General features: G+C 55.4%; 15 protein-coding genes and 1 CRISPR repeat array. Of the genes, 10 read left to right on the forward strand and 5 right to left on the reverse strand.

Annotated elements, in window-relative coordinates; translation table 11 throughout:
- The first annotated feature begins 706 nt into the window (after positions 1-706).
- The 7 genes from LF929_RS03555 to cas6f all read left to right on the forward strand — a co-directional run bounded on the left by LF929_RS03555 (position 707) and on the right by cas6f (position 12,607).
- Entirely contained in the window at positions 707-2,377 is a 1,671-nt protein-coding gene (locus LF929_RS03555; protein WP_226092514.1) for a methyl-accepting chemotaxis protein, read from the forward strand.
- Between the two features lie 1,671 nt (positions 2,378-4,048).
- The gene (gene cas1f / locus LF929_RS03560) at positions 4,049-5,050 is read left to right on the forward strand and encodes a type I-F CRISPR-associated endonuclease Cas1f (RefSeq protein WP_226092513.1); all 1,002 of its coding nucleotides are present in this window, start codon (positions 4,049-4,051) and stop codon (positions 5,048-5,050) included.
- Complete coding sequence (cas3f, locus tag LF929_RS03565; protein WP_226092512.1) at positions 5,047-8,331, forward strand: type I-F CRISPR-associated helicase Cas3f; 3,285 nt, start codon at positions 5,047-5,049, stop codon at positions 8,329-8,331. Before cas1f ends, cas3f begins: the two co-directional genes overlap by 4 nt.
- Positions 8,332-8,732: 401 nt before the next feature.
- Positions 8,733-10,070, forward strand: a complete 1,338-nt coding sequence (gene csy1, locus LF929_RS03570) for a type I-F CRISPR-associated protein Csy1 (RefSeq protein ID WP_226092511.1) — start codon at positions 8,733-8,735, stop codon at positions 10,068-10,070.
- Complete coding sequence (gene csy2, locus LF929_RS03575; protein WP_226092510.1) at positions 10,067-11,023, forward strand: type I-F CRISPR-associated protein Csy2; 957 nt, start codon at positions 10,067-10,069, stop codon at positions 11,021-11,023. The genes csy1 and csy2 overlap by 4 nt, the downstream gene beginning before the upstream one ends.
- A gap of 11 nt (positions 11,024-11,034) precedes the next feature.
- Positions 11,035-12,048, forward strand: coding sequence for a type I-F CRISPR-associated protein Csy3 (gene csy3, locus LF929_RS03580; protein ID WP_226092509.1), 1,014 nt, complete (start codon positions 11,035-11,037; stop codon positions 12,046-12,048).
- Positions 12,049-12,052: 4 nt separating this feature from the next.
- Complete coding sequence (cas6f, locus tag LF929_RS03585; RefSeq protein ID WP_226092508.1) at positions 12,053-12,607, forward strand: type I-F CRISPR-associated endoribonuclease Cas6/Csy4; 555 nt, start codon at positions 12,053-12,055, stop codon at positions 12,605-12,607.
- Between the two features lie 2,378 nt (positions 12,608-14,985).
- On the opposite strand, the gene LF929_RS03590 is transcribed toward cas6f, so the two are convergent.
- The 3 genes from LF929_RS03590 to LF929_RS03600 form a co-directional block, all read right to left on the reverse strand.
- Complete coding sequence (locus tag LF929_RS03590) at positions 14,986-16,179, reverse strand: amino acid aminotransferase (protein WP_226092507.1); 1,194 nt, start codon at positions 16,177-16,179, stop codon at positions 14,986-14,988.
- Between the two features lie 40 nt (positions 16,180-16,219).
- On the reverse strand, positions 16,220-16,834 hold the full coding sequence (locus LF929_RS03595) for a YitT family protein (RefSeq protein WP_210174552.1): 615 nt from the start codon (positions 16,832-16,834) through the stop codon (positions 16,220-16,222).
- 250 nt (positions 16,835-17,084) lie between these two features.
- Positions 17,085-17,561, reverse strand: coding sequence for an Lrp/AsnC family transcriptional regulator (locus tag LF929_RS03600; RefSeq protein ID WP_016940523.1), 477 nt, complete (start codon positions 17,559-17,561; stop codon positions 17,085-17,087).
- Positions 17,562-17,932: 371 nt separating this feature from the next.
- On the opposite strand from LF929_RS03600, the gene LF929_RS03605 reads away from it, so the two are divergent.
- From LF929_RS03605 to LF929_RS03615, 3 genes are all read left to right on the forward strand, one after another.
- The gene (locus tag LF929_RS03605; RefSeq protein ID WP_012886070.1) at positions 17,933-19,306 is read left to right on the forward strand and encodes an amino acid permease; all 1,374 of its coding nucleotides are present in this window, start codon (positions 17,933-17,935) and stop codon (positions 19,304-19,306) included.
- 391 nt (positions 19,307-19,697) lie between these two features.
- Positions 19,698-20,445: a CRISPR direct-repeat array (repeat unit 28 nt; unit sequence TTTCTAAGCTGCCTATGCGGCAGTTCAC).
- Positions 20,446-20,651: 206 nt separating this feature from the next.
- The gene (locus LF929_RS03610) at positions 20,652-21,419 is read left to right on the forward strand and encodes a transporter substrate-binding domain-containing protein (RefSeq protein WP_012886069.1); all 768 of its coding nucleotides are present in this window, start codon (positions 20,652-20,654) and stop codon (positions 21,417-21,419) included.
- A gap of 244 nt (positions 21,420-21,663) precedes the next feature.
- Positions 21,664-21,912, forward strand: coding sequence for a DUF1471 domain-containing protein (locus LF929_RS03615; protein WP_016940522.1), 249 nt, complete (start codon positions 21,664-21,666; stop codon positions 21,910-21,912).
- Between the two features lie 173 nt (positions 21,913-22,085).
- Here LF929_RS03615 and alr read toward each other — a convergent pair whose 3' ends face one another.
- Positions 22,086-23,162: an alanine racemase gene (gene alr / locus LF929_RS03620; protein WP_210176230.1), complete on the reverse strand. Its 1,077-nt coding sequence runs from the start codon at positions 23,160-23,162 to the stop codon at positions 22,086-22,088.
- A gap of 34 nt (positions 23,163-23,196) precedes the next feature.
- Positions 23,197-24,600: a replicative DNA helicase gene (dnaB, locus tag LF929_RS03625; RefSeq protein WP_038905554.1), complete on the reverse strand. Its 1,404-nt coding sequence runs from the start codon at positions 24,598-24,600 to the stop codon at positions 23,197-23,199.
- Positions 24,601-24,631: the final 31 nt, after the last annotated feature.

The following is a 24,631-nucleotide window of genomic DNA, read 5'->3' on the forward strand; positions in this document are numbered from 1 at the left end:
AGGTATTTAATTAACTTGCTATTAATTAATGTAGTTAATATCAGTCTGGGTTGCAGTGGTTATCAGCAACAACTCTGGTCGTAATGACAGCATCAGCATGATTTATTTACCGCGATTGATGCATCTGGCCATTGTCGGCAATCGGCTATTTTTACAGAGGAAGGCGTCTCTTCCCCTCTTTTTCTGACCGGATGCTTACCGTTGCGCACACCACTTCTCCGACACGCTTCTTCCGCTTTATCCTTAACATTTTTGTTACTTTTTTGTTGCTATTTCCGATCAATAAATAAAATTCAATAGTTATAATCTATTTATAGTCATTATTTGAATGTTTTTATCGATCAAACTGTAAAGGTTGATAGAATGAAAAAACCGATAGCGGGTCAGGGTGCCGACCAGAGCGTATTCAATGGCGACAGGTAGTGATGATCTCGAATCCGTGTTCCTGGAATGCTTTTAAATCTCTTTTTTTATGTTTGTGTTTTACTCACTGTGGAAAAGAAATGCTTTTTATCGCCGGAAAAGGGGATGAGAAATATTTCATCGTGATGACTGGCTGAGATATTCGCCTGGTTGTTGCTTTTCTCTTATCACGATTAATGACAGTAACGGATGAGATACCTATTTTAGCCGCAGTTCTGTGTTTGCCTCTGAAAAAGTCATGGTTATGACATTGTGTTCTTAATAAAGGAATGAGGAGCGGAATATGCGTTTATCTGATTGGCGAATCGGGTATCGGCTCGGTGCCGGTTTTGCTGTCCTGGCAGTCATGCTGGTGTTTGTGGGCATGCTATCGATGGCGAAGCTGTCAACGTTTCATGATGATGCACGTGACATTGTACAAGAGATTTATCCCCAAACCGTTGATGCCAACGCCCTGATCGAAAATGTGAATGAAGGGGTGCGAATTTTCCAGCAATTACTGCTGGTTTCGGGCGATGACCGTATCAAAGCGGTATCCGAGCAGATTGCGCCGGTATCAAAGGAAATTACCCGGTTGATGAATGCGTTGGAAAAAGAAGCCAGTGAATCCAATAACGCGAAAATTCAGCAACTGATTGATGATATCCGGCGTATCCGGGCACAGTTTCTGGAGTCGGGACAAAAAATGGTGGCGCTGGTGAAAGCCAATAACCGTGAAGAAGCGTTGGATGAATTTAACCAGCACCTGAATCCGGCACAGCAGGAATACCGTAATGCGGTACGCCAACTGGTGGATTATCAGGACAATGCCATGATGAGTACCGTGGATGCCATGTCCGCCACGTATCATGATATCCGCCTGGTGTTGCTGACGATTCTGGCGGCGGGCGTGCTGCTGAGCATCTGGGTGGCGATGGCGATAACCCGCAGCGTGACCCAGCCGATTCAGCAGGCACTGCTGATGGCAGACCGCGTCTCGCAAGGCGACCTCACCGCACAGATTTCTTCCAGCCGTAAAGATGAAACCGGGTTACTGTTGCAGGCACTGGATCACATGAATGCCAGCCTGCGCCAGATTGTCGGCCAGGTGCGTGACGGTGCGGAAGCCATCTCCACCGCCGCCTCGCAAATCGCTGCCGGTAATCAGGATCTCTCTTCGCGCACCGAAGAGCAGGCCAGTTCGCTGGAACAAACGGCGGCCTCAATGGAAGAGCTGGTCTCCACCATCAAAAACACCGCCGATAACACACATCAGGCCACCTCGATAGCCAATCTGGCATCCTCCGCCGCGCACCGCAGTGGCGAAGTGATGTTGTCCGTCACCCATAAAATGCGCGGGATTCGTGAATCCTCGATGCGCATGGCGGAGATCATCGGCGTTATCGACGGCATTGCATTCCAGACCAACATTCTGGCGTTGAACGCGGCGGTGGAAGCCGCGCGTGCTGGCGAACAAGGGCGTGGGTTTGCTGTGGTCGCGGGTGAAGTGCGTTCTCTGGCGCAACGCAGTGCTACCGCCGCCAAAGAGATCAAAGAGCTGATTGATGATTCGGTCGACAAAGTGCAGGAAGGGATGGAGCTGGTGGATAACGCCGAATCCACCCTGACTGACCTGACCAGCCACGTCAATGATGTGAACAGCATCATCAACGAGATCTCGCAGGCGAGCCATGAGCAGAGCGACGGCATGAGCCAAATCAACATCGCCGTCGGGCAGATTGACACCACCACCCAGCAGAATGCCGCGTTGGTGGAAGAGTCGGCCTCTGCCGCGCTGTCGTTGCAGTCTCAGGCCTCCTTGCTGGCTGAAGCCGTCAGCGCGTTTCGCCTGACGACGCAGGGCAACAGCGGCACAACGCCGCCAGCCCGTCAGCCAGCGGTGCTATCTCCGGCGTTGCCGGAAAAGCGGGCCACGGCGGCGGCGGGTAGCAATAGTGATTGGGCGTCGTTTTGACTGAATATCCCTGAAGCGGGGAAAGCGCTGTTGGATTAAGGGCGTAGTGTATAGGGTAGTGTGGTGGAGGGTTTCGTGCGGGATAAACCGCATCACGCCGACACCGAAGGCGTGCCTGAAAGCGTGAAGGGTTTCGTGCGGGATAGACCGTGTCGCTTCTTTGCCACATCATCGCACGCACGACAAGGAGAGGTGCAAGCGCCACCTCTCCTTGACCTCTGGCTTGATGGCTAAACTACGCCGCTAACGCGGTGCCTTCGGCGTTCGCCTTCGCTGTTCGGACCGCCTGTGACGCTCTCCCGGAGCGGCACAGGCTTTCGCGGCGTCCTGCCGCTCATCCGGCGAAGTCGCCCACCTCAGCGTAGTTTTAACGCCAGTAAACCCCGTCGACCACCGCTTGTACGGCAGTGAAAATCTAATTTAATCCCCTTAATCGCCAGAACTGTTTTCTAAGCTGCCTACTCGGCAGTGAACAAATAGGAGTGGCTGATCACCTTTTGCAAAAATTTCTAAGCTGCCTACTCGGCAGTGAACGCTTCCGGCATTACGACAGGCATTGCTGCCGATTTCTAAGCTGCCTACTCGGCAGTGAACTCTGATCGCGCTGGGTGAGGGTGAATTTTATGGTTTCTAAGCTGCCTACTCGGCAGTGAACGGGCTGGGCTGGGTGCAGCGCGACCAGAAGCTTTTCTAAGCTGCCTATCCGGCAGTGAACGCGCTCTTCGCGGCCATCATAGCGCTGTTCTTTTTCTAAGCTGCCTATCCGGCAGTGAACAGAAGCGGCTTATAGCCGTTCTTCTGCTTGTTTTTCTAAGCTGCCTATCCGGCAGTGAACTTGGCGGCACGACTGATTTTCTTAATTACCCTTTTCTAAGCTGCCTACTCGGCAGTGAACAAAAGAGACAGTTGATGTTGGCGCATGTCGCGTTTCTAAGCTGCCTATCCGGCAGTGAACAACGGCACGCAAGCTGTTCGTGGTTCAGTTGGTTTCTAAGCTGCCTATCCGGCAGTGAACCATAGGCATTATCATCCGCGCGACACTGAGAGTTTCTAAGCTGCCTATCCGGCAGTGAACGTTGCCGACCCACATCCCCTTTTCTGTGTTGATTTCTAAGCTGCCTATCCGGCAGTGAACGCAAACGCAATGCACAGGTTGGCGTGCAGCACTTTCTAAGCTGCCTATCCGGCAGTGAACGAAAGTGCCAGTAGTGATGCCGCCAACTCTCCTTTCTAAGCTGCCTATCCGGCAGTGAACATCAAGTGGTCGCTTTGTATTCAGTGGTAAATTTTCTAAGCTGCCTATCCGGCAGTGAACCGATAGCATCCGCCAGCCGTTCTTGCTGCACATTTCTAAGCTGCCTATCCGGCAGTGAACTGTAGCCTGTTGACTCTAACTCGTTGTATTTCAGCCTGCAATTGTCGATTTTCGCTGTCAGACCCTTTTTTTCGGCTGTCGGTAACTTATTGATTTTTCAATATCGAAAAAGACGTCTGAAAAAAAGGGTATTAAAGCGGGAAAAGTGTTTCTGGCGTCATTCATTTTCTGGTTTGGGTTGTGCTAGGCTGATTCTCGTTACTTTCCAGTGTATTACGTGTTTTTCAATGAATTATTAGTCTGCGTTTTATTACGCGGATGGGGTCGTTTTATCACCACCACAGAGAAACGGTTTTATGGATAACGTATTCAGCCCGTCGGATTTAAAAACTATTCTGCATTCCAAACGCGCCAATATTTATTACCTCCAACATTGCCGTATTTTGGTGAATGGCGGGCGGGTGGAATATGTCACCGAAGAAGGGAATCAGTCGTTGTACTGGAATATCCCGATTGCTAATACCAGCGTGGTGATGCTTGGCACCGGTACTTCGGTCACGCAGGCGGCGATGCGGGAATTTGCCCGTGCCGGGGTGATGGTCGGGTTCTGTGGTGGCGGGGGAACGCCGCTGTTCGCTGCCAATGAGGCCGAAGTGGCGGTGTCATGGCTGTCGCCGCAAAGTGAATATCGCCCTACTGAGTATTTGCAGGATTGGGTCAGCTTCTGGTTTAACGAAGAACAACGGCTGGCGGCGGCGATTGCCTTTCAGCAGGTGCGCATCGGCCAGATTCGCCAGCACTGGCTGGGCGGGCGGCTGGCGCGTGAGCCGCGTTTTGCTATCAAACCCGAGCATGTGGAAGCGCTGCTTAACCGCTATCAGCAGGGGCTGACGGCGTGTCGCACCAGTAACGACGTATTGGTGCAGGAAGCGATGATGACCAAAGCGCTGTACCGGCTGGCGGCCAACGCGGTGAGTTACGGTGATTTTACCCGCGCTAAACGTGGCGGCGGCACTGATCTGGCGAACCGTTTTCTCGACCACGGCAATTATCTGGCTTATGGGTTAGCGGCGGTGGCGTTGTGGGTACTGGGCCTGCCGCACGGGCTGGCGGTGCTGCACGGCAAAACCCGGCGCGGCGGGCTGGTGTTCGATGTGGCGGACCTGATTAAAGACGCACTGATTCTGCCGCAGGCGTTTATCGCTGCCATGGAAGGGGAAGACGAGCAGGAATTCCGTCAGCGTTGCCTGACGTCGTTTCGTCAGGCCGACGCGCTGGATGTGATGATCGACAGCCTGCAACAGGTGGCGCAGCAATTAAGCCAGGTGGCGAAAAGCGGGAGTCAGGGGGCGCAATGAACATCCTGCTGATTTCCGAATGCAACAAGCGGGCGCTGGTGGAAACCCGCCGGGTGCTGGACCAGTTCGCCGAGCGCAAAGGGGAGCGCACCTGGCAGACCGCCATCACCGAAGAGGGGTTAAAAACGCTGCGCCAGTTGCTGCGTAAAACCGCGCGGCGCAACACCGCCGTGGCCTGCCACTGGATTCGTAGCGCCAATCACACCGAGCTGTTGTGGATTGTCGGCAACCTGCGGCGTTTCAACCCACAAGGCAGCGTGCCGACCAACCGTACCGAGCGTGATATTCTGCGTAGCCACGACGAAAACCCGTGGCACAGTGCCGAAGCCTTCAGCCTGCTGGCGGCGATTGCCGGGCTGTTTCACGACATCGGCAAAGCCAATGCGCTGTTTCAGGCCGGGTTGCGGGGCAAGGGGCCGCGCAGCCAGCCGCTTCGCCACGAGTGGGTGTCGCTGCGGCTGTTTCAGGCGTTTGTCGGCGAGCGGGACGATACCAACTGGTTGACGGCGCTGGCCGCTATCCGCCCGGAGGAGGAAGCGGCGTTGCTGGCACGCTTGCAACAGGATACGAAAATACTCAAGCCTTCGCCGTTTAACAGCCTGCCGCCGCTGGCGCAGGTGGTGGGCTGGCTGATTGTTTCTCACCACCGTTTGCCGATGTTCTGGGATGACAAGAGCAGCAATCCCAGCCCTGATTTCACCTATATTGATGAATGGCTGACCGGGCAGGTGTCACCTTGCTGGAATGCCATTAATCACCTGCGTCCGGATATTAGCGCGCAGGAATGGCAACAGGTGTGGCAGTTCCCGCATGGCACGCCGCTGCAAAGCCGCGTCTGGTGTGAAAAGGCGCACAAGTTCGCCACCCGTGCGCTGAAGTTACCCTCGTTGATGACCTTCGGCCAACTGGACCAGCGGTTGACTGTGCATCTGGCGCGGCTGTCGCTGATGCTGGCAGACCACCATTACTCCTCTTCCGATGCCACCTCCGGCTGGCAAGACCCTGGTTATACCGTGTGGGCCAATACCGACAGAAAGACTGGCAAACTCAAACAGCAACTGGATGAACACTGCGTCGGCGTGGCGCAGAATGCGCTGCTGCTTGGGCGTAGCCTGCCGCACCTGCGCGATACGCTGCCAGCTATCACCCGCCACAAAGGCTTTCGCCAGCGCAGCACTGATGCGCGCTTCCGCTGGCAGGATAAAGCATTTGATCAGGTTTGTGCGATACGTGAGCAGGCGGCCCGCCACGGTTTCTTTGGCGTCAACATGGCCTCTACCGGGCGCGGCAAGACGCTGGCGAATGCCCGCATTATGTACGCGCTGGCAGACGAATCCGTCGGGTGCCGTTTTTCGGTAGCACTTGGCCTGCGTACCCTGACGCTGCAAACCGGTGATGCCCTGCGCCAGCGCCTGACGTTGGATGAAGACGACCTGGCGGTGTTGATAGGCTCGCAAGCGGTGCAGGAACTGCATGAGCTACGCCAGCAGGAGCAGGAAACGCGTGTGGTACAAACCGGCAGCGAATCGGCTGAGTCGCTGTTTAGCGAGCATCAGTACGTCAGTTACGACGGCTCGCTGGATGACGGGCGGCTGAAAACCTGGCTGGAAAAATCGCCGACGCTGCATCAACTGCTGAGTGCGCCGGTGCTGGTTACCACCATCGACCACCTGATGCCCGCGACCGAAAGCCTGCGCGGCGGCCACCAGATTGCGCCGATGCTGAGGCTACTCACCTCTGATCTGGTGCTGGACGAGCCGGACGATTTTGGGCTGGAAGACCTGCCCGCGTTGTGTCGGCTGGTGAACTGGGCGGGGATGCTTGGCTCACGGGTATTGCTATCCTCCGCCACGCTGCCACCGGCGTTGATTCGCGCGCTGTTCGAAGCCTACCTGAAAGGGCGCGAAGCCTGGCTGCAGGCTTACGGCGAACCGGGTACGCCGTTGAGTATTTGCTGTGGTTGGTTTGATGAATTCGACAGCCAGTGCCAGACGATAGCTGATACCCGCGCTTTTGCCGAACAGCATAAGGCGTTTGTCACCGGGCGTATCGACAAGCTGCAACAGCAGGAACAGCGGCTGCGCTGGGCGGAGATTGAACCGGTGGCAAGCCCGACGCAAGAGGCGAGTGCGGTGTGCCAGGCGGTGGCGCACACCCTGCACCAACGGTTGTTTGCGCTGCATCAGCACCATCACCAGACGCATTCCGGCGGCAAAACCGTGTCGCTGGGGTTGATTCGCATGGCGAACATCAACCCGCTGGTGGCAGTAGCGCGTGCGCTGATGGAGATGCCTTCCCCGCTGGATTACTGCGTGCATTATTGCGTCTATCACAGTCAGCACCCGCTGGCGATGCGCTCCCACATCGAAGCGCGGCTGGATGCGGCACTGATGCGCAAAGATCCAGCGGCACTGTGGCAGGTGGCGGAAATTCGTGACGCCATCGAACAGCAGCCGCAGCAGCATCACCTGTTTGTGGTGCTGGCCACCTCGGTGGCGGAAGTCGGCCGGGACCACGATTATGACTGGGCCATCGCTGAACCCAGCTCGATGCGTTCATTTATCCAGTTAGCCGGGCGTATTCTGCGCCACCGCCAGCGTGACGAGTATGTGCCGACCTCTCCTAACTTTTATCTGCTAAGCCATAACGTGCGGGCGCTGAAAGGCGAAAAAATGGTGTTCCTTCGCCCCGGTTTTGAATCGAAGGACGGCTTCACGCTCGCCAGCCACGACCTGCGGGAACTGCTGAAACCGGAGGACTACCAGTACATCAGCGCTGCGCCACGTATTACCGAGCCACCGTTAGATCTCAAAAAACTGACGCTAATCAGCCTCGAACACGCAGCATTAAGGTTAATGCTGTTGGGGAGGACGAAACCGAGGCCGACAGATAAACCCGCAGCGGTGTTGTGGTGGAAGGTTTCGTTGCACTGGAACGGCGAACTACAGCGGCACACGCCGTTTCGCCGTTCAGAGCCACAGCAGCGCTACTGGCTGCGGTTGGAAGACGAAAGCGAAAAAACGCGTTTTATGTTGCAGGACGACGGCCCGAGCGGCTGGAAAGAAATCGATGTGATTCGCTCAGTGGAACAGGCCATGGCCGACGGCGTCAGCCTTTGGGTAGAGATGGATTACACCGCGCTTTACCTGCAACTGGCCGAGGAAAAACAGTGGGAGTTAGCCAGAGTCAGCGACCGTTTTGGTGAAATCAGCATCAGCACCCGCGACAGCCGGGAGTGGTGCTGGCACCCGTGGCTCGGGGTGTTTGGCGCACTCAAGTGAGTGCGCCGCTGCCTATGCGGCAGTTAATAATAAGCATGCTAATAAATAGCAGTTCTTATTTCTAAGCTGTCTGGTTCGACAGTGCTCGTATCATATATGTGGGAATCAGATTGTACAAATTTTTATTATAGCAGTTCTTAGGTGTTGATCGTTTTGCGGCCATTGTGTAGCATGGCATCACTGTCTTGATTGATTAGTGAGCCTAATGAAATGAATCGCCATAACTCAACATTGTTCTGTGTCGCGGTACTTTGTATTGTTGCCGGTCTGCTGATGAGACCGGTATCTATGACTGTTAACAATCCACCGGACACGTCAGTAAAGGCCCAGTTGTTCTCGATTTTTTCTATAAACATTAACAGTAATTAATCGCAATTGATGACACGCTCAAGGAATCGACTATGAGTAGTGAGGGTTTGCAAGCGTTTATTCTGTCGTATATCGAAACCCGAAAGCAGGCCAAGCTGGATGCCTTCGATAAAGCCGCCGACAAGCAACGGACGGCGTTAAGCGGTGAGGCGCTGGCCGCAGCGGAAGTGGCGCTTTTGCAGCAGCGGCGTGAGATTGAGCAGGCTTATGAGGTGCGCACCTGGCTGACGGATGCCGCCAGCCGCGCCGGGCAGATTAGCCTGGTGACCCACGCGCTGAAATTCACCCACAGTGACGCCAAAGGCAGCAGTGTGTTCAGCACTGAGCCTGCAACGGCTACGGATGTGCTCTCCACCGCAGCACTGGCGCAACCAGCGATTGATGCCGTCGGCAACGCCGCAGCGCTGGATGTGGCCAAACTGCTGCAAACCGAGCATCAGGGTGATTCGCTGGTGGCGGCGCTACAACGGGGCGACCACCGCGCACTGGAAGCGCTGGCGGAAAACCCAGAGCAGCTTACACAGTGGCTGGCCGGGTTCGGGCAGGTGTTAAGTGATAAGCAACCCAGTTCCCATAAGCTGGCAAAGCAGATCTACTTCCCGGTGGGGGACGGCGAATACCACTTACTCAGTCCGCTTTATTCCTCTTCGCTGTCGCAGGCGCTGGACCAACGCCTGAACGCAGTGCGCTTTGGCGAGCAGGCTAAAGCCATCCGCGAGGCCCGGTATGAGAAGCGCTGGCACGATGGGGTTGATGTCAGCTACCCCGGTATTGCGGTGCAGAACATGGGCGGCACCAAGCCGCAAAATATCTCTGCGCTTAATTCCGCCCGCAGCGGTCGCTCCTATCTGCTCAGCAGCGCGCCGCCACAGTGGCTCAGCCAAATCAAGCTGCCGCTTGAGCATGACACCATCTTCCGTGTTCGGGGGGAGGTGGATGCACTGACTTACACTGCGCGCCGGGAGATGCAGCAATTCCTGCTCAGCGTCAAAGAGGTGGAAAACAACCGCGATATTCGCAATCAGCGCCGACGTTACCTCGACCGGTTGATCAACACCCTATTCGACTATGTCGCCACGGTACAAAACCTGGGCAAGGCGGGCTGGAGCACGTATTCCCAACTGAATTTCCCTCTGCAACTGTGGCTTGACCCAAGGCGTTGTCAGCAGGATGACGCGTTCCGCTATGCACGCGACGGCGGGGACTGGAAGGAACAGGTCGCCCATGAATTTGGTCAGTGGCTAAATGAACGATTGCACCACGATAAACTGATTTTCGGCGAGGTGGAGCGCCGCGAGTGGTCAACCGCCGCACTGTTTAAGCAGCGGCTGCGGGAAAACGAGCGATGGCTTAAGGAGGAACTGGCATGAGCAAGCTGATGATTCTGCGACGCCTTGTAGTGGAAAACGCCAACGCCATTGCCGGACACACCTACGGCTTCCCTGCCATCAGCCATTTTCTCGGCTTTACCCATGCGCTGTCGCGCCAGTTGCAGGTATCTCACGGTTTGCGGCTGGAAGGCTGCGGTGTGGTGTGCCATCAGCATCAGGTTCATGCTTACGGCAACGGCTGGAACCGCAGCTTTGCGCTGACGCGTAACCCGCTGACCAAAGAGGAAAAAACCGCCGCTTTTAACGAAGAGGGGCGAATGCACCTCACCGTGTCGCTGCTTATTGAATGCCACGGCATGTTGCCCGGTGAAGACGGGCGCGAAGCGCTTCGCCAGCAGGTGCTGCAACAGGTACAACAGCAGCGACTGGCGGGCGGGTTGATTGTGGATATCGAACAGGTGAGCTTCCATGACATGCCTGCAGACGAGAGTACGACCCGCGGCCTGATGCGTCGTTTACTGCCGGGCTTTGTGTTGCTGGACCGCACGGCGCTGTTATCGTCGCATCTTGAAACCCTGCAACAGGCTGACGCGCAGGCGGACATGCTGGATGCCTGGCTCGATTTCGCTGCCCTGAAATATCAGGCGGTACGATCTTTTGATGATGCGGTGAGCTGGCAGCCGCTGCCGAAACCGCAAGGCGGCTATCTGGTGCCGCTGATGACCGGCTACCGCGCCATTTCGCCGTTGTATGCCCCCGGAGAGGTGGAGAAAACCCGTGACCCGTCCACCCACTTCTGTTTTGCCGAGGCGATTTACGGCGTTGGCGAGTGGCGGGGCGCACACCGTATTGACGACATCAACCGTATTTTCTGGCGTTACCACTATCAACACGACGTTCAACACCACACCTACCGCTGCCTGCAAACCGGGCAAGGTACAGACAGCGCCGCAGATGATTGCGATGAATTCGAACTGAACGACTTTGAATAAGGATGAAGACCATGGCAAAAGCAGCAACCACCTTGAAAACTGCATCGGTACTGGCGTTTGAGCGCAAACTGGCGAATTCCGATGCGCTGATGCTGGCGGGCAACTGGCAGCAGGAGAACTGGCAGCCGGTGGTGATTCAGGAAAAATCGGTACGCGGCACCATCTCCAACCGGTTAAAAAACGCCATTAGCAGTGACCCGGCTAAACTGGATGCCGAAATTCAAAAACCCAACCTGCAAACGGTGGATGTGGCAGCGCTACCGTTTGACGCCGACACGCTGAAAGTGGCCTTCACCCTGCGGGTGCTGGGTAACCTGGCGTTGCCGTCGGTCTGTAACGATCAGGATTACCAGCAGGCGCTGACGGAACTGATTAACGGCTACGCCCGCGAGCAGGGCTTTGGCGTACTGGCGGCGCGTTACGCTGAGAACATTGCCAGTGGTCGTTTTTTGTGGCGCAACCGCATCGGCGCAGAAGCGGTGCAGGTGGTGGTGACGCAACCGCACAACGATAAGCGCTGGGTATTCAATGGCGAAGACTACTCGCTGCGCCAGTTTAGCCAACCTTCAGGCGCACTGGCCGAACTGGCCCACGCCATTGAGCAGGCGCTGGCGGGCAGCGGTTCGGCGTTTTTCCGTGTGGAAGCGCAGGTGAAACTGGGCAACGGGCAGGAAGTATTCCCTTCGCAGGAACTGGTGCTGGATGAGCGCGCCCGCAACGGCAAGAGCAAAATTCTGTATCAGGTTAACGGTGTGGCGGCGATGCACTCCCAGAAAATCGGCAATGCGCTGCGCACGGTGGATGACTGGCACCCGGAAGCGGCAGAAACCGGGCCGATTGCGGTTGAACCCTATGGTTCTGTCACCAGCCGTGGCCGTGCGTATCGCCAGCCGAAAGATAAGATGGATTTTTACACCCTGCTGGATAACTGGGTGATCAAGGGCAACGTGCCAGACGTGGCGCAGCAGCACTACGTGATCGCCACACTGATTCGCGGCGGGGTGTTTGGCGAAAAAGGCGAGTAACCCTATGGATCACTATATCGAGATTCGGGTGTTGCCCGACCTAGAGTTCAGCGCGGTGCAGTTGCTAAGCGCGCTGTTCGCCAAGCTGCACCGGGCGCTGGGGCTGCAAGCGACGGGTGCCATTGGTGTGAGCTTTCCGGATGTGGGCAAAACGCTGGGGGAGCGGCTGCGGTTGCACGGCAGCGAGCAGGTACTGACGGCACTGGAACAAACCGGCTGGCGCACAGGGCTACGCGACTATAGCACCATCACCGATGTATTAACGGTGCCAACTGGTGCGCAGTACCGCACCGTGCGCCGGGTGCAGGTGAAAAGCAGCGCTGAGCGCCTGCGCCGCCGGGCGGTGAGCAAAGGTTGGCTGACCGCGGATGAAGCCGCCGCCCGCATTCCCTATGCGGTGGAAAAACGCACCTCGCTGCCGTATCTACCGCTGCGCAGCCTTTCCAGCGGACAAACGTTTTTGCTGTTTGTCGAGCACGGCCCGCTACAGGATAAACCGGTCGCCGGTACCTTCTCCAGCTACGGCTTAAGCGCGACCGCCACCATCCCGTGGTTTTGACCCTTTTTTTGCGGCCAGTTGTAACGTATTGATTTTCAATACCGCAATCTGGCCGCCAGAAAAAAAGGTTTTCCCGGGAAAACGGCAATTTTTCTTTAACAATCAGGCGATAAGCGATTGTTCGCTACAGTTCACTGCCGTGTAGGCAGCTTAGAAAGTTTGCGGGTGGGCGACCTGGCAAGGTCTTCAGTTCACTGCCGCATAGGCAGCTTAGAAATGATGACGCGAAAGGGTTAAGTAGCCAGCCGTGTTCACTGCCGCATAGGCAGCTTAGAAAGCCACATGCAACGAGCGTCCGTGAGGATCACTTGTTCACTGCCGCATAGGCAGCTTAGAAAATGCATAAAAAGTGGATGCCGGGCTCACACCTGTTCACTGCCGCATAGGCAGCTTAGAAAAGCAATCACCCGGCATGCATCCTGATACTGTTCGTTCACTGCCGCATAGGCAGCTTAGAAAGAGATCATTATGGCCGGTGACGGTCAGCCTGTGTTCACTGCCGCATAGGCAGCTTAGAAAGTTGCCAAAGACTAATGCCTGGGCTTTATGGGGTTCACTGCCGCATAGGCAGCTTAGAAAATTGCCAAACAGTTTCGCCGCTGGGTTCTTGAGTTCACTGCCGCATAGGCAGCTTAGAAATTGATGACTCGTTGCTGCGTTGTGTTGGAATGGTTCACTGCCGCATAGGCAGCTTAGAAAAATAAGCGCTCGGTCAACGCTGAACTGGTCGCGTTCACTGCCGCATAGGCAGCTTAGAAACACCAGTGCGGCGACCATGGCCACAATACCGGGTTCACTGCCGCATAGGCAGCTTAGAAAGGTTAATGGGCTTGCGCCCATGGTTTTTATCTTGTTCACTGCCGCATAGGCAGCTTAGAAAGCGCTACTGTGGCCGCTGTGCCAACTGCCGCAGTTCACTGCCGCATAGGCAGCTTAGAAAACGCGTTAATCACTCATCTTTGATGTCGATGAGTTCACTGCCGCATAGGCAGCTTAGAAAGTGCGGCCTTCCGCTCAAGCTGACGCTGTTCAGTTCACTGCCGCATAGGCAGCTTAGAAAGTTGGTGCTGCCAACCCGCCCGGGGCAGGCGAGTTCACTGCCGCATAGGCAGCTTAGAAAAAGCGGTGCGGGCTGTGACAGCGCAAACCGCAGTTCACTGCCGCATAGGCAGCTTAGAAAAGAAGAAATTCAAGGATGATGGGAAAGACGGCGTTCACTGCCGCATAGGCAGCTTAGAAAATAAAACGGATGAAGTGGTGCCTGAGTCCTATGTTCACTGCCGCATAGGCAGCTTAGAAAGCGAGTAACTCCAGATTTGGTTTTAGCGTCCAGTTCACTGCCGCATAGGCAGCTTAGAAACACATGAATGCGATGTTTTTGCGTCGCGAAAAGTTCACTGCCGCATAGGCAGCTTAGAAATATTACAGCGACCCGATGGGGTATGACCGGATGTTCACTACCGTGTAGGCAGCTTAGAAAATATCCGGGTTTTCGTCGTTGAACTTGTCGATGTTCACTACCGTGTAGGCAGCTTAGAAATGCAGGGATGGTAAGCACGCCCTCAGCGAATTGTTCACTACCGTGTAGGCAGCTTAGAAACGTGCATTGTCTATTATTGCCAAGTGGAGCAGGTTCACTGCCGTGTAGGCAGCTTAGAAATCAGGGCCAGAAAAACGAGCATCATGTCTTCGTGTTCACTGCCGCATAGGCAGCTTAGAAAGGTGACGGATTTCCATACGTTGCTCAGCGCGCGTTCACTGCCGCATAGGCAGCTTAGAAACCTTCGGCTCCCCGGCGTTGCCGGGTCGTCAAGTTCACTGCCGAGTAGGCAGCTTAGAAATGGTGATATCTGCTCTCAAAGGTGGGCAGATTGTTCACTGCCGCACAGGCAGCTTAGAAAGAGCACTAATAAAAACTGGTTTGCAAGGCTGCGTTCACTGCCGTACAGGCAGTGGTTGACGGGTTTACTGGCGTTAAAACTACGCTGAGGTGGGCGACTTCGCCGGATGCACGGCATGGATGCCGTGCAAGCCCATTCCGCGTAAGGAACGCGTAATGGGCGGTCCGAACAGCGAAGGCGAACGCCGAAGGCACCGCGTCAGCGGCGTAGTTTAGCCACTCAGCCAGAGGTCAAGGAGAGGTGGCGCTTGCACCTCTCCTTGTCGTGCGTGCGATGATGTGGCAAAGAAGCGACACGGTTTATCCCGCACGAAACCACCCACCGCCCCCACATACATTCGACAAACACATTCGCCAGCAGCACCTCGGCTGTTGCCAACAGCCCATCCCCGGCGGGCATAGCCGTTTCCTGCAAGGAAAAAAATCCCCCAACCGTTACCGGCTGGGGGAAAGGGCGTAAAAAAGTGAAAGGAATAACTTACTGTACGGCGGCGAAGGCAGCAGCGACGCGCTGTACGTTGTGATGGTTTAACCCGGCGATGCAAACACGGCCGCTGGCGATGAGATACACACCGAACTCTTCGCGCAGGCGGTCTACCTGTGCGGCGCTAAAGCCGGTGTAGCTGAACATGCCGCGTTGGGTCAGCAGGTAGTCAAAGTCACGCTCCGGTAGCGCTTTTTTCAGTTCGTTCACCAGCGTCTGGCGCATTTCCTGAATACGCAGGCGCATCGCTTCCACTTCTGCGTGCCAGCTGGCGTTGAGCGTGCTGTCGTTCAGTACGCGTGATACCACCTGTGCGCCGAAGTTCGGCGGGCTGGAGTAGTTGCGGCGCACGGTGGCTTTCAACTGGCCCAATACGCGGCTGGCGGCGTCCTGGTCTTCACACACGACGGACAAGCCGCCGACGCGCTCGCCATACAGCGAGAAGATTTTAGAAAACGAGTTGCTGACCAGCGCAGGCAGGCCCGCACTGGCGATGGCGCGAATGGCGTAGGCATCGTCGTCCATGCCACCGCCAAAGCCCTGATAAGCGATATCCAGAAACGGCACCAGCTCGCCTTTGATCAGCACTTCGATGACGCGGTCCCACTCGGCGTGGGTCAGGTCTGAGCCGGTCGGGTTGTGGCAGCAGGGGTGCAGCAGCACGATGCTGCGCGGCGGCAGTTGTTTCAGCGCGCTGATCATCCCTTCTACGTTGACGCCCAGCGTATCGGCATCAAAGTACGGGTAGGTATGTACCTGAAAACCGGCACCGGAGAAAATCGCGATGTGGTTTTCCCAGGTCGGGTCGCTGACCCAGACTTCGGAGTCCGGGAAATAACGTTTGAGGAAATCGGCCCCCACTTTCAGCGCGCCGGAGCCGCCCAGGGTCTGGATGGTGGCGACACGCTGGGCGGTCAGCGCCGGGTGGTGCTCGCCGAACAGCAGCGTTTGTACCGCGCTGCGGTAAGCGGCCAGACCTTCCATCGGCAGGTAAACTGAGGCGTGTTGCGGCTCTGCCTGCAACTGGGTTTCTGCGGCGTTGACCGCCTGCAACTGAGGAATGACGCCTTGCCCGTCGTAATACAACCCGATACTGAGGTTGACTTTATCAGTACGGGGATCCTGCTTGAATTTTTCCATCAGGGACAGGATAGGGTCGCCAGCATAGGCGTCGACATTCTGGAACACGTTGGTCACTCTCCTCAGGTATAAAAAGTCAGGCTGTTCGCTAGGCGATATAACGGCCGGGGCGATGATTCATGGCAATAATCAGATTCAGCGCCGCCGCCCCGCATACCGATGCGATCAGCATGGGTATGCTTACCACGAACAGGGAAGCCAGCACAATGGTCACGTCTACCGCCATCTGGAATTTTCCGGCGCGGATTCCACTTTTATCCTGTAAATAGAGCGCCAGAATATTCACTCCACCCAGACTGGCGCGATGGCGAAACAGTACGATAAACCCCAGCCCCATGATCAGGTTGCCAAACAGCGTGGCGTAAACCGGTTGCAGGTGGTCAAAGTGGATGAAGAGCGGGTGCAGGTCGGAAAACAGCGAGACCATCGCCACCGCGCAGAAGGTTTTAACGGTAAATGCCCAGCCCATGCGCCGAATAGCGAGGTAATAAAACGGCAGATTCAGCAGGAAGAACGCGGTGCCGAACGAGATATGGGTCGCGTAGTGCAACAGAAACGCCATGCCAGCGGTGCCGCCGGTGAGCGCGCCCGCCTGACGCAGCAGAATCACCCCGAAAGACACCATCAGGGTGCCGATAAGTAGCGCCAGAATGTCTTCCAGCAGCGTGTGTGAAGCGGGTTGTGGTGTAATGACGTTATCCATGGAAACGTGCCTGATAAAAGAAGGAATACCTGTCTTTTCAAGCAAAAAGCACACCAGATGGCGTGGTGCATGTAGCCCAGGGTTGTTTTTTTACGCTGTAATCACGTTAACGTATTGAAAGCATTAAACGAAAATTTTTACACGTATCGTGCGTGATTGGCGTTTTTTGTGTAGATATCGTGCATTTTGTGGTGGGGTGATGCAGGGGGTATGCCGTCCTGCACCATAATGAAGCACGGTGTGCACTGAATCAGAGCGCCGAGACGGCCGGAGCCATTAACCCATTCTCTTTCAGGCGGTTGAGCACCACGGAGGTTTTCAGGTGCGCCACGCTTTTATTGCGCGCCAGAATTTCGCTGATGAGCGCGCTCAGGCCGTGTAAATCCGCGACCGCCACTTTGAGCATGTAATCGGCGTCACCGGTGGTTTTGTAGGCATCGATAATGGCGTCTACTTCGCCGAGCATCTGATGGAAGCTCTCGACACATTCCTGCGTGTGATTGATGAGCCGCACTTCAATCAGGCTCATGACTTCCAGCCCAACCGCATCGGGAGCCAGCCGGGCGTGATAGCCGAGAATCAGTTGCGCCTGTTCGAGGGCGATACGACGACGGGAGCACTGTGAGGCAGACAACCCAACCAGATCGCTGAGCTCCTGATTAGTCAGGCGTCCGTTTGCCTGCAGCAATGTGAGGATCTTCAAATCAAAATCATCAATGTTGTACATAGCCCTGCCTTGCCAGAAGCATAAAGCCTACAGACTATCAGCTTTTTTCCCTTCCGGAAGTTCGTTGTTTGACATCTTATGCCGCCAGCACATTTTTCCGGCTAAGCGTTTGCACCATTCTGGTTCGTTGTTGTGTATGAATGCCCGGTATTTCGTTGGTTGCATGCGAGTTTTGCCTGTTTTTTGCGCCAAACAAACGCAATGGCCGTTTTGTTGCGAGGAATGTGAATAAGCGATTTTTTCCAAATTGATTCAGTTTGTTAAGTACCTTAAACACGCCTTGCGGGTAAACGGTGTGGGGGTTGGCCTGATAATTGCTCCTTGTGTGACGACAGCGATAACAATTAACCCACTTTCTGGGAGACAGGGTGATGAACACACAACAAGACAGCCAACTGAAACGCGGGCTGAAGAACCGTCATATCCAGCTGATTGCGCTGGGTGGGGCGGTCGGGACCGGCTTGTTTCTTGGCATTGCACAGACGATTCGTATGGCGGGGCCGTCGGTGCTGCTGGGGTACGCCATTGCGGGCGTGATTGCTTTTTTTATTATGCGTCAGTTGGGGGAAATGGTGGTGGAAGAGCCGGTAGCCGGTTCGTTTAGCCATTTCGCTAACCACTACTGGGGGCATTTTGCCGGGTTTATGTCCGGCTGGAATTACTGGGTGCTGTATGTGCTGGTAAGCATGGCGGAACTGAGCGCCGTGGGTATCTATATTCAGTATTGGTGGCCGGGTGTGCCGACCTGGGTGTCGGCGGCGGTGTTTTTTGTCGCGATTAATGCCATCAACCTGAGCACGGTGAAGGTCTACGGCGAGCTGGAGTTTTGGTTTTCCATCATCAAAGTGGCAGCGATTATCGGCATGATCGTGTTTGGTGGCTATCTGCTGTTGAGCGGTACGGGCGGGCCGGATGCCAGTGTCGCCAACCTGTGGCAGCACGGTGGCTTCTTCCCGAACGGTGTCAGCGGCATGGTGATGGCGATGGCAGTGATCATGTTTTCCTTCGGCGGGCTGGAGCTGGTGGGGATCACCGCCGCCGAAGCGGACGACCCGCAACGCAGTATTCCACGTGCCACCAATCAGGTGATTTACCGCATCCTGCTGTTTTATGTGGGGGCGCTGGCGGTACTGCTGTCGCTGTATCCGTGGCAGAAAGTGGTGGAAGGCGGCAGCCCGTTCGTGCTGATTTTCCACGCGCTGGATAGCAATCTGGTGGCAAATGTGCTGAATCTGGTGGTGCTCTCCGCCGCGTTGTCGGTGTACAACAGCTGTGTGTACTGCAATAGCCGGATGCTGTTCGGGCTGGCGCAGCAGGGTAACGCGCCGCGTGTTCTGCTTTCGGTCAACCGCCGTGGTATTCCGTTGGTGTCATTGGGGGTATCGGCACTGGCAACCGCGTTGTGCGTGCTGCTCAACTACCTGATGCCGGGTAAAGCGTTTGAACTGCTGATGGCGCTGGTGGTGTCTGCACTGGTGATCAACTGGGCGATGATCAGCATTACCCATTTGAAATTCCGCCAGGCGAAACAGCGTGCGCATCAGGAAACCCGCTTCAAAAGCCTGGGCTACCCGCTGACCAACATTCTGTGCCTGCTGTTTCTTGCCGGGATTCTGGTGATCATGGCAATGACGCCGGGCATTCAGATTTCCGTGTGGCTGATTCCGTTCTGGCTGCTGGCGCTGGGGGCAGGTTATGCCATCAAACAGCGTAAAAAGGCGGTAGCGGTGTTGACGGTGGAGTAGTGTTTTTGGGCTGTTGGTAAACAGCCGGGGTGCTGCTGGCGAATGTGTTTGTCGAATGTATGTTGGGGCGGTGGGTGGTTTCGTGCGGGATAGACCGTGTCGCCTCTTTGCCACATCATCGCACGCACGACAAGGAGAGGTGCAAGCGCCACCTCTCCTTGACCTCTGGCTTAGTGGCTAAACTACGCCGCTAACGCGGTGCCTTCGGCGTTCGCCTTCGCTGTTCGGACCGCCCATTACGCGTTCCTTACGCGGAATGGGCTTGCACGGCATCCATGCCGTGCATCCGGCGAAGTCGCCCACCTCAGCGTAGTTTTAACGCCAGTAACCCCACCACCGCTGCCTGTACGGCAGTTCACAAGGCGTTGATTGATGAATGCCTGTCAGACTGTTTCTAAGCTGCCTACGCGGCAGTTCACCAAACCGACATACCTCACCCTGCCAGACGGCATTTCTAAGCTGCCTACACGGCAGTGAACCTAGCTTGTATACCTTGAAAGCACAGTCTCAATTTCTAAGCTGCCTATGCGGCAGTTCACCCTCGTCGTCGAGTTGAAACGCAATGCCGCGATTTCTAAGCTGCCTATGCGGCAGTTCACCTCCGTCTCGATTGGCGCACTGTCCATCGTCATTTCTAAGCTGCCTATGCGGCAGTTCACCCAAAGTACTGGGTTACCCGCTGGCTGCGAGTTTTCTAAGCTGCCTATGCGGCAGTTCACGCGCGCTCGTCTTTCCCTTTACTGGTCAGCGCTTTCTAAGCTGCCTATGCGGCAGTTCACCGGTCAACCGGCGTACAAACCCGCCTTGCGCGTTTCTAAGCTGCCTATGCGGCAGTTCACATCAGGCACTTTACCGAGTCGTTTTTAGCTGCTTTCTAAGCTGCCTATGCGGCAGTTCACATTGAGTCCTGCATTTCGCTAAACGTTACGGTTTTCTAAGCTGCCTATGCGGCAGTTCACCGAGCAACACCGGGGAACCTTCCACGAGTAGATTTCTAAGCTGCCTATGCGGCAGTTCACATTGGTTCCCCATCTTTCGTCGGGTCTCCCGCTTTCTAAGCTGCCTATGCGGCAGTTCACGAGATACCAGGCTTTCGGATCAGCAGCGTCGATTTCTAAGCTGCCTATGCGGCAGTTCACTGTAGCAATTTATCGCTTATGGCTTGATGTTGAAAGGGAAAGTCGTGTTTTGGGTCGTGAAACCCTTTTTTAAAACCCACCTTTGTCATCATTGAAAATCAACGAGTTATAACGGGGCGAAAAAAAAGGGTCAACGTCGATATTGGTGAATATGGCGTGCTACAGTGACGTTTTTGCCAGACAGGCGTGACGTGCAGGGAAATTTCATGAAAAAACGGTTCTCATTGATGTTGTTATTGGGGCTGGCCGGTAGTGCCAGCGCGGCTTCTCATCTTGATCAGGTTCAGGAACGTGGGGTGCTGAAGGTCTGTACCACCGGGGACTATAAGCCGTATACCTCGCTGCGGGCGGATGGCAGTTACGAAGGTATCGATATTGCGATGGCGCAGTCGCTGGCGAAAAGCCTGGGCGTGAAGGTGGAGTGGGTGAAAACCAGCTGGAAAACCCTGATGCCAGATTTTCAGTCCGACCAGTGCGATATCGCTATGGGCGGGATTTCTGTCACGCTGGAGCGCCAGAAGAAGGCCTTTTTCTCGAATACGCTGGATGTGGATGGCAAGATCCCGCTGGTGCGCTGTGACGACAAGGACAAATACCAGACGGTAGCGCAGATTAATCAGCCCTCGGTGCGGGTTATCGAACCGGCGGGGGGCACCAACGAGGCGTTTGTACATGCCCATTTGCCGAATGCCCATCTGGCGTTGCACGACAATGTGACCATCTTCCAGCAACTGGTGGATAAGCAGGCAGATGTGATGATTACCGATGCGTCCGAAGCGTTGTACCAGCAAAAGCGTTATCCGCAACTGTGTGCGGTTAATCCCGCCTCACCGATGCAGTATGGCGAGAAAGCCTACATGCTGCCGCGTGACGACATGAGCTGGAAGTTATACGTGGACCAATGGCTGCATTTGTCTAAATCAACGGGCGAATATCGGAATATCATTTCTGAATGGTTGGGTAAGGCAGAATAAAAGTTTGTATATTCTGTGTAATGTAACGTAAAGCTATATTGTTTATCGTATTTTTCGGGATAATAACCCGCCATTGCGCACCAAAAGATCGTTTTTGCTTATCTTTTGGTGCCTTTTTTTATTCAATTTATTTGATTGATATCGGCAAATTAACCCGGTTTTAACAGACTGCTAACGGCGCTATCCTGCTTCACATCGAAGGCGAACGAGCCTTCCCGACCCGAATAATGTGAAGAGGCTTATCATGAAATCAATCAAAACTGTTGTTGCAGCTGCTGTTCTGGCGACTATCTCTTTCGGTTCTATGGCAGCGACTGAAGTTCAGTCAGCGCAGAGCCGTGACATCGGGACCGTGTCTGTTACCGGTCGTACCCTGGATGATGTACAGCATCAGTTGTCAGTAAAAGCAGATGCCGCCGGTGCCAAATCTTTCCGCATCATCTCTGCGACCGGTGATGACCAGATGCGCGCAGTTGCCGAGCTGTATAACTAATCACTTGCTTGTGCGTGGCTGATGTTCCGCGGCTGACGCGTCATGAGTAAACGGTTCAGTATGATGTGAGAAAGCCCGAACCCAGGTTCATCCAGGGTTCGGGCTTTTTGCATAGCAGCGGATTAGTGCTGATCGACGATAGTGCTGATCGGGAAGGGCGATGAGCCGATGTACTAACCGATGTACTCCAGTTGAGTACGTGCGGTCAGACGGGTGATCAGCTCATAGGCGCTGATGCCGTTGTAGGCCGCGACCTGTTCTACCGGCAGCGGACCGCCCCATAAAATCACTTCATCACCCACCTTGTCTTTCGCATCCGGCCCCAGGTCGACGGTGAGCATATCCATCGAAACCCGACCAGAGAGCGGGACTTCACGGCCATTTACCCACACCGGTGTACCGTTTTTGGCATCACGCGGATAGCCGTCGCCGTAGCCGATGGCGACCACCCCAAGGCGGGTGTCACGCGGGCTGACCCAGTTGCTACCGTATCCCACCGGTTCACCGGCGTGGTGTTCGCGTACTGCAATCAGCTGTGAGGTCAATGTCATCGCGGGTTTAAGCTGCCACTGACTGGCATCGCCTTGCGCCAGCGGTGAAATACCGTACTGGATAATGCCGGGGCGGATTTGATCCCGGTGCGCCTGTGGCCACAGCAGGATACCGCCGGAGGCGGCGATGGACTGACGGCCCGGCTTGCCTTGTACAAAGGCATCAAAGCAGTCGAGCTGGCGTTGGGTGGTATCGACCTGAGGTTCATCGGCGCGGCAAAAGTGACTCATGATGTTCACCGGCTGCACCACGTTAGTGCAGGCGCACAGTCGGGTATAAAACGCGTCGGCGTGTTCCGGTAATACGCCAAGACGGTGCATGCCGGTGTCGAGCTTCATCCAGACCGTCAGCGGGTGCGGCAAGCGCGCCTGTTCCAGCGCCGCTAACTGCTCTTCACTGTGTACCGCGGTTTCCAACTGGTGTTCGGCCAGCAACGGTAACTCGTCAGCGTCAAAGAAACCTTCCAGTAGCAGGATAGGTTTGGTGATACCGGCGGCGCGCAGTACCAGCGCTTCGCTAAGGCGGGAAACGCCGTAACCGTCAGCGTCGGAAAAGGCGCGGGCGGCTTCCAGTGCGCCGTGCCCGTAGGCGTTGGCTTTGACGATGGCGATCAATCGGCTTTGTGGTGCCATCTGTCGGATACGTTGCAGATTATGGCGCAAAGCCTGACGATCAATGACGGCAGTTGCCGTTTTCATGCTAAGTCCTTAGTGCGTTTATTCGTCATCATATTTATTCATCATCGTATTGTGGTCCGGCGTAATTGTCGAAACGTGACCACTGCCCGTTAAAGGTCAGGCGAACGCTACCGATCGGCCCGTTACGCTGCTTACCTATAATAATTTCCGCGATGCCTTTCAAATCGCTGTTTTCGTGATAGACCTCGTCACGATAGATAAACATGATCAGGTCAGCGTCCTGCTCGATGGAGCCGGATTCACGTAAGTCGGAGTTAACCGGGCGTTTATCTGCCCGCTGCTCCAGACTACGGTTGAGCTGCGACAGCGCGATGACCGGTACTTGCAATTCTTTTGCCAACGCTTTGAGTGAACGGGAAATTTCGGCAATCTCCAGCGTTCGGTTGTCCGACAAGGAAGGAACCCGCATCAATTGTAGGTAGTCGATCATGATAAGGCTCAGGCCATCGTGCTCGCGGAATACCCGGCGGGCGCGGGAGCGTACTTCGGTAGGGGTCAGGCCAGATGAATCATCGATGTACATGTTGCGTTTTTCCAGCAGCAACCCCATGGTACTGGAAATGCGCGCCCAGTCCTCGTCGTCGAGCTGACCGGTACGAATGCGGGTTTGGTCGACGCGCGACAGCGAGGCCAGCATACGCATCATGATCTGTTCGCCGGGCATCTCCAGACTGAAGATCAGCACCGGCTTTTCCTGTGTCATGGCGGCGTTTTCGCACAGGTTCATGGCGAAGGTGGTTTTCCCCATGGAAGGACGTGCTGCCACGATAATCAGGTCTGATTTCTGCAAACCGGCGGTTTTTTTGTCCAGGTCCTGATAGCCGCTGGAAACACCGGTAACGCCGTCGTGCGGGCGCTGATAAAGCTGCTCGATGCGCGACACGGTATCTTCCAGAATGCGGTCGATACTTTTGGGGCCTTCATCTTTACTGGCGCGGTTTTCCGCGATTTGAAACACGCGTGATTCGGCCAGATCAAGCAGTTCTTCGCTGCTGCGGCCTTGCGGATCATAGCCCGCGTCGGCGATTTCGTTGGCGACGGCGATCATTTCTCGCACTACCGCACGTTCACGTACGATGTCGGCATAAGCGCCGATATTCGCCGCGCTGGGGGTGTTTTTCGCCATTTCCGCCAGGTAGGCGAACCCGCCTGCGGATTCCAGCTCGCCTTTTTGCTCCAGTGACTCTGACAGGGTGATCAGGTCAATGGGCTTGCTCATCTCCAGCAGGCGCTGCATCTCGTTGAAGATGAGCCGATGGGCACGGTTGAAAAAGTCGTTGGTACTGACGCGCTCGGCAACGTTGTCCCAACGCTCGTTATCGAGCATCAACCCCCCTAGCACCGACTGTTCCGCTTCGATGGAATGGGGCGGAAGTTTGAGCCCTTCTACCTGACGGTCGCGGGATTCTGCCGGTTTAGTTGGTTTTTTTTCTGCCATGAAACGCGTTCTTTACGGGTTGATTTAGCTT

It is taken from the genome of Dickeya oryzae (assembly GCF_020406815.2).
In the GTDB taxonomy this organism is placed as follows: domain Bacteria; phylum Pseudomonadota; class Gammaproteobacteria; order Enterobacterales; family Enterobacteriaceae; genus Dickeya; species Dickeya oryzae.

Excerpts from the sequence above, each read along its gene's own strand:
- LF929_RS03600 (WP_016940523.1), bottom strand. The coding sequence starts at position 17,561 with ATGTACAACATTGATGATTTTGATTTGAAGATCCTCACATTGCTGCAG.
- csy2 (WP_226092510.1), top strand. The coding sequence starts at position 10,067 with ATGAGCAAGCTGATGATTCTGCGACGCCTTGTAGTGGAAAACGCCAAC.
- LF929_RS03605 (WP_012886070.1), top strand. The coding sequence starts at position 17,933 with ATGAACACACAACAAGACAGCCAACTGAAACGCGGGCTGAAGAACCGT.
- alr (WP_210176230.1), bottom strand. The coding sequence starts at position 23,162 with ATGAAAACGGCAACTGCCGTCATTGATCGTCAGGCTTTGCGCCATAAT.
- dnaB (WP_038905554.1), bottom strand. The coding sequence starts at position 24,600 with ATGGCAGAAAAAAAACCAACTAAACCGGCAGAATCCCGCGACCGTCAG.
- cas1f (WP_226092513.1), top strand. The coding sequence starts at position 4,049 with ATGGATAACGTATTCAGCCCGTCGGATTTAAAAACTATTCTGCATTCC.
- cas3f (WP_226092512.1), top strand. The coding sequence starts at position 5,047 with ATGAACATCCTGCTGATTTCCGAATGCAACAAGCGGGCGCTGGTGGAA.
- LF929_RS03610 (WP_012886069.1), top strand. The coding sequence starts at position 20,652 with ATGAAAAAACGGTTCTCATTGATGTTGTTATTGGGGCTGGCCGGTAGT.
- cas6f (WP_226092508.1), top strand. The coding sequence starts at position 12,053 with ATGGATCACTATATCGAGATTCGGGTGTTGCCCGACCTAGAGTTCAGC.
- LF929_RS03555 (WP_226092514.1), top strand. The coding sequence starts at position 707 with ATGCGTTTATCTGATTGGCGAATCGGGTATCGGCTCGGTGCCGGTTTT.
- LF929_RS03615 (WP_016940522.1), top strand. The coding sequence starts at position 21,664 with ATGAAATCAATCAAAACTGTTGTTGCAGCTGCTGTTCTGGCGACTATC.
- LF929_RS03595 (WP_210174552.1), bottom strand. The coding sequence starts at position 16,834 with ATGGATAACGTCATTACACCACAACCCGCTTCACACACGCTGCTGGAA.
- csy1 (WP_226092511.1), top strand. The coding sequence starts at position 8,733 with ATGAGTAGTGAGGGTTTGCAAGCGTTTATTCTGTCGTATATCGAAACC.
- csy3 (WP_226092509.1), top strand. The coding sequence starts at position 11,035 with ATGGCAAAAGCAGCAACCACCTTGAAAACTGCATCGGTACTGGCGTTT.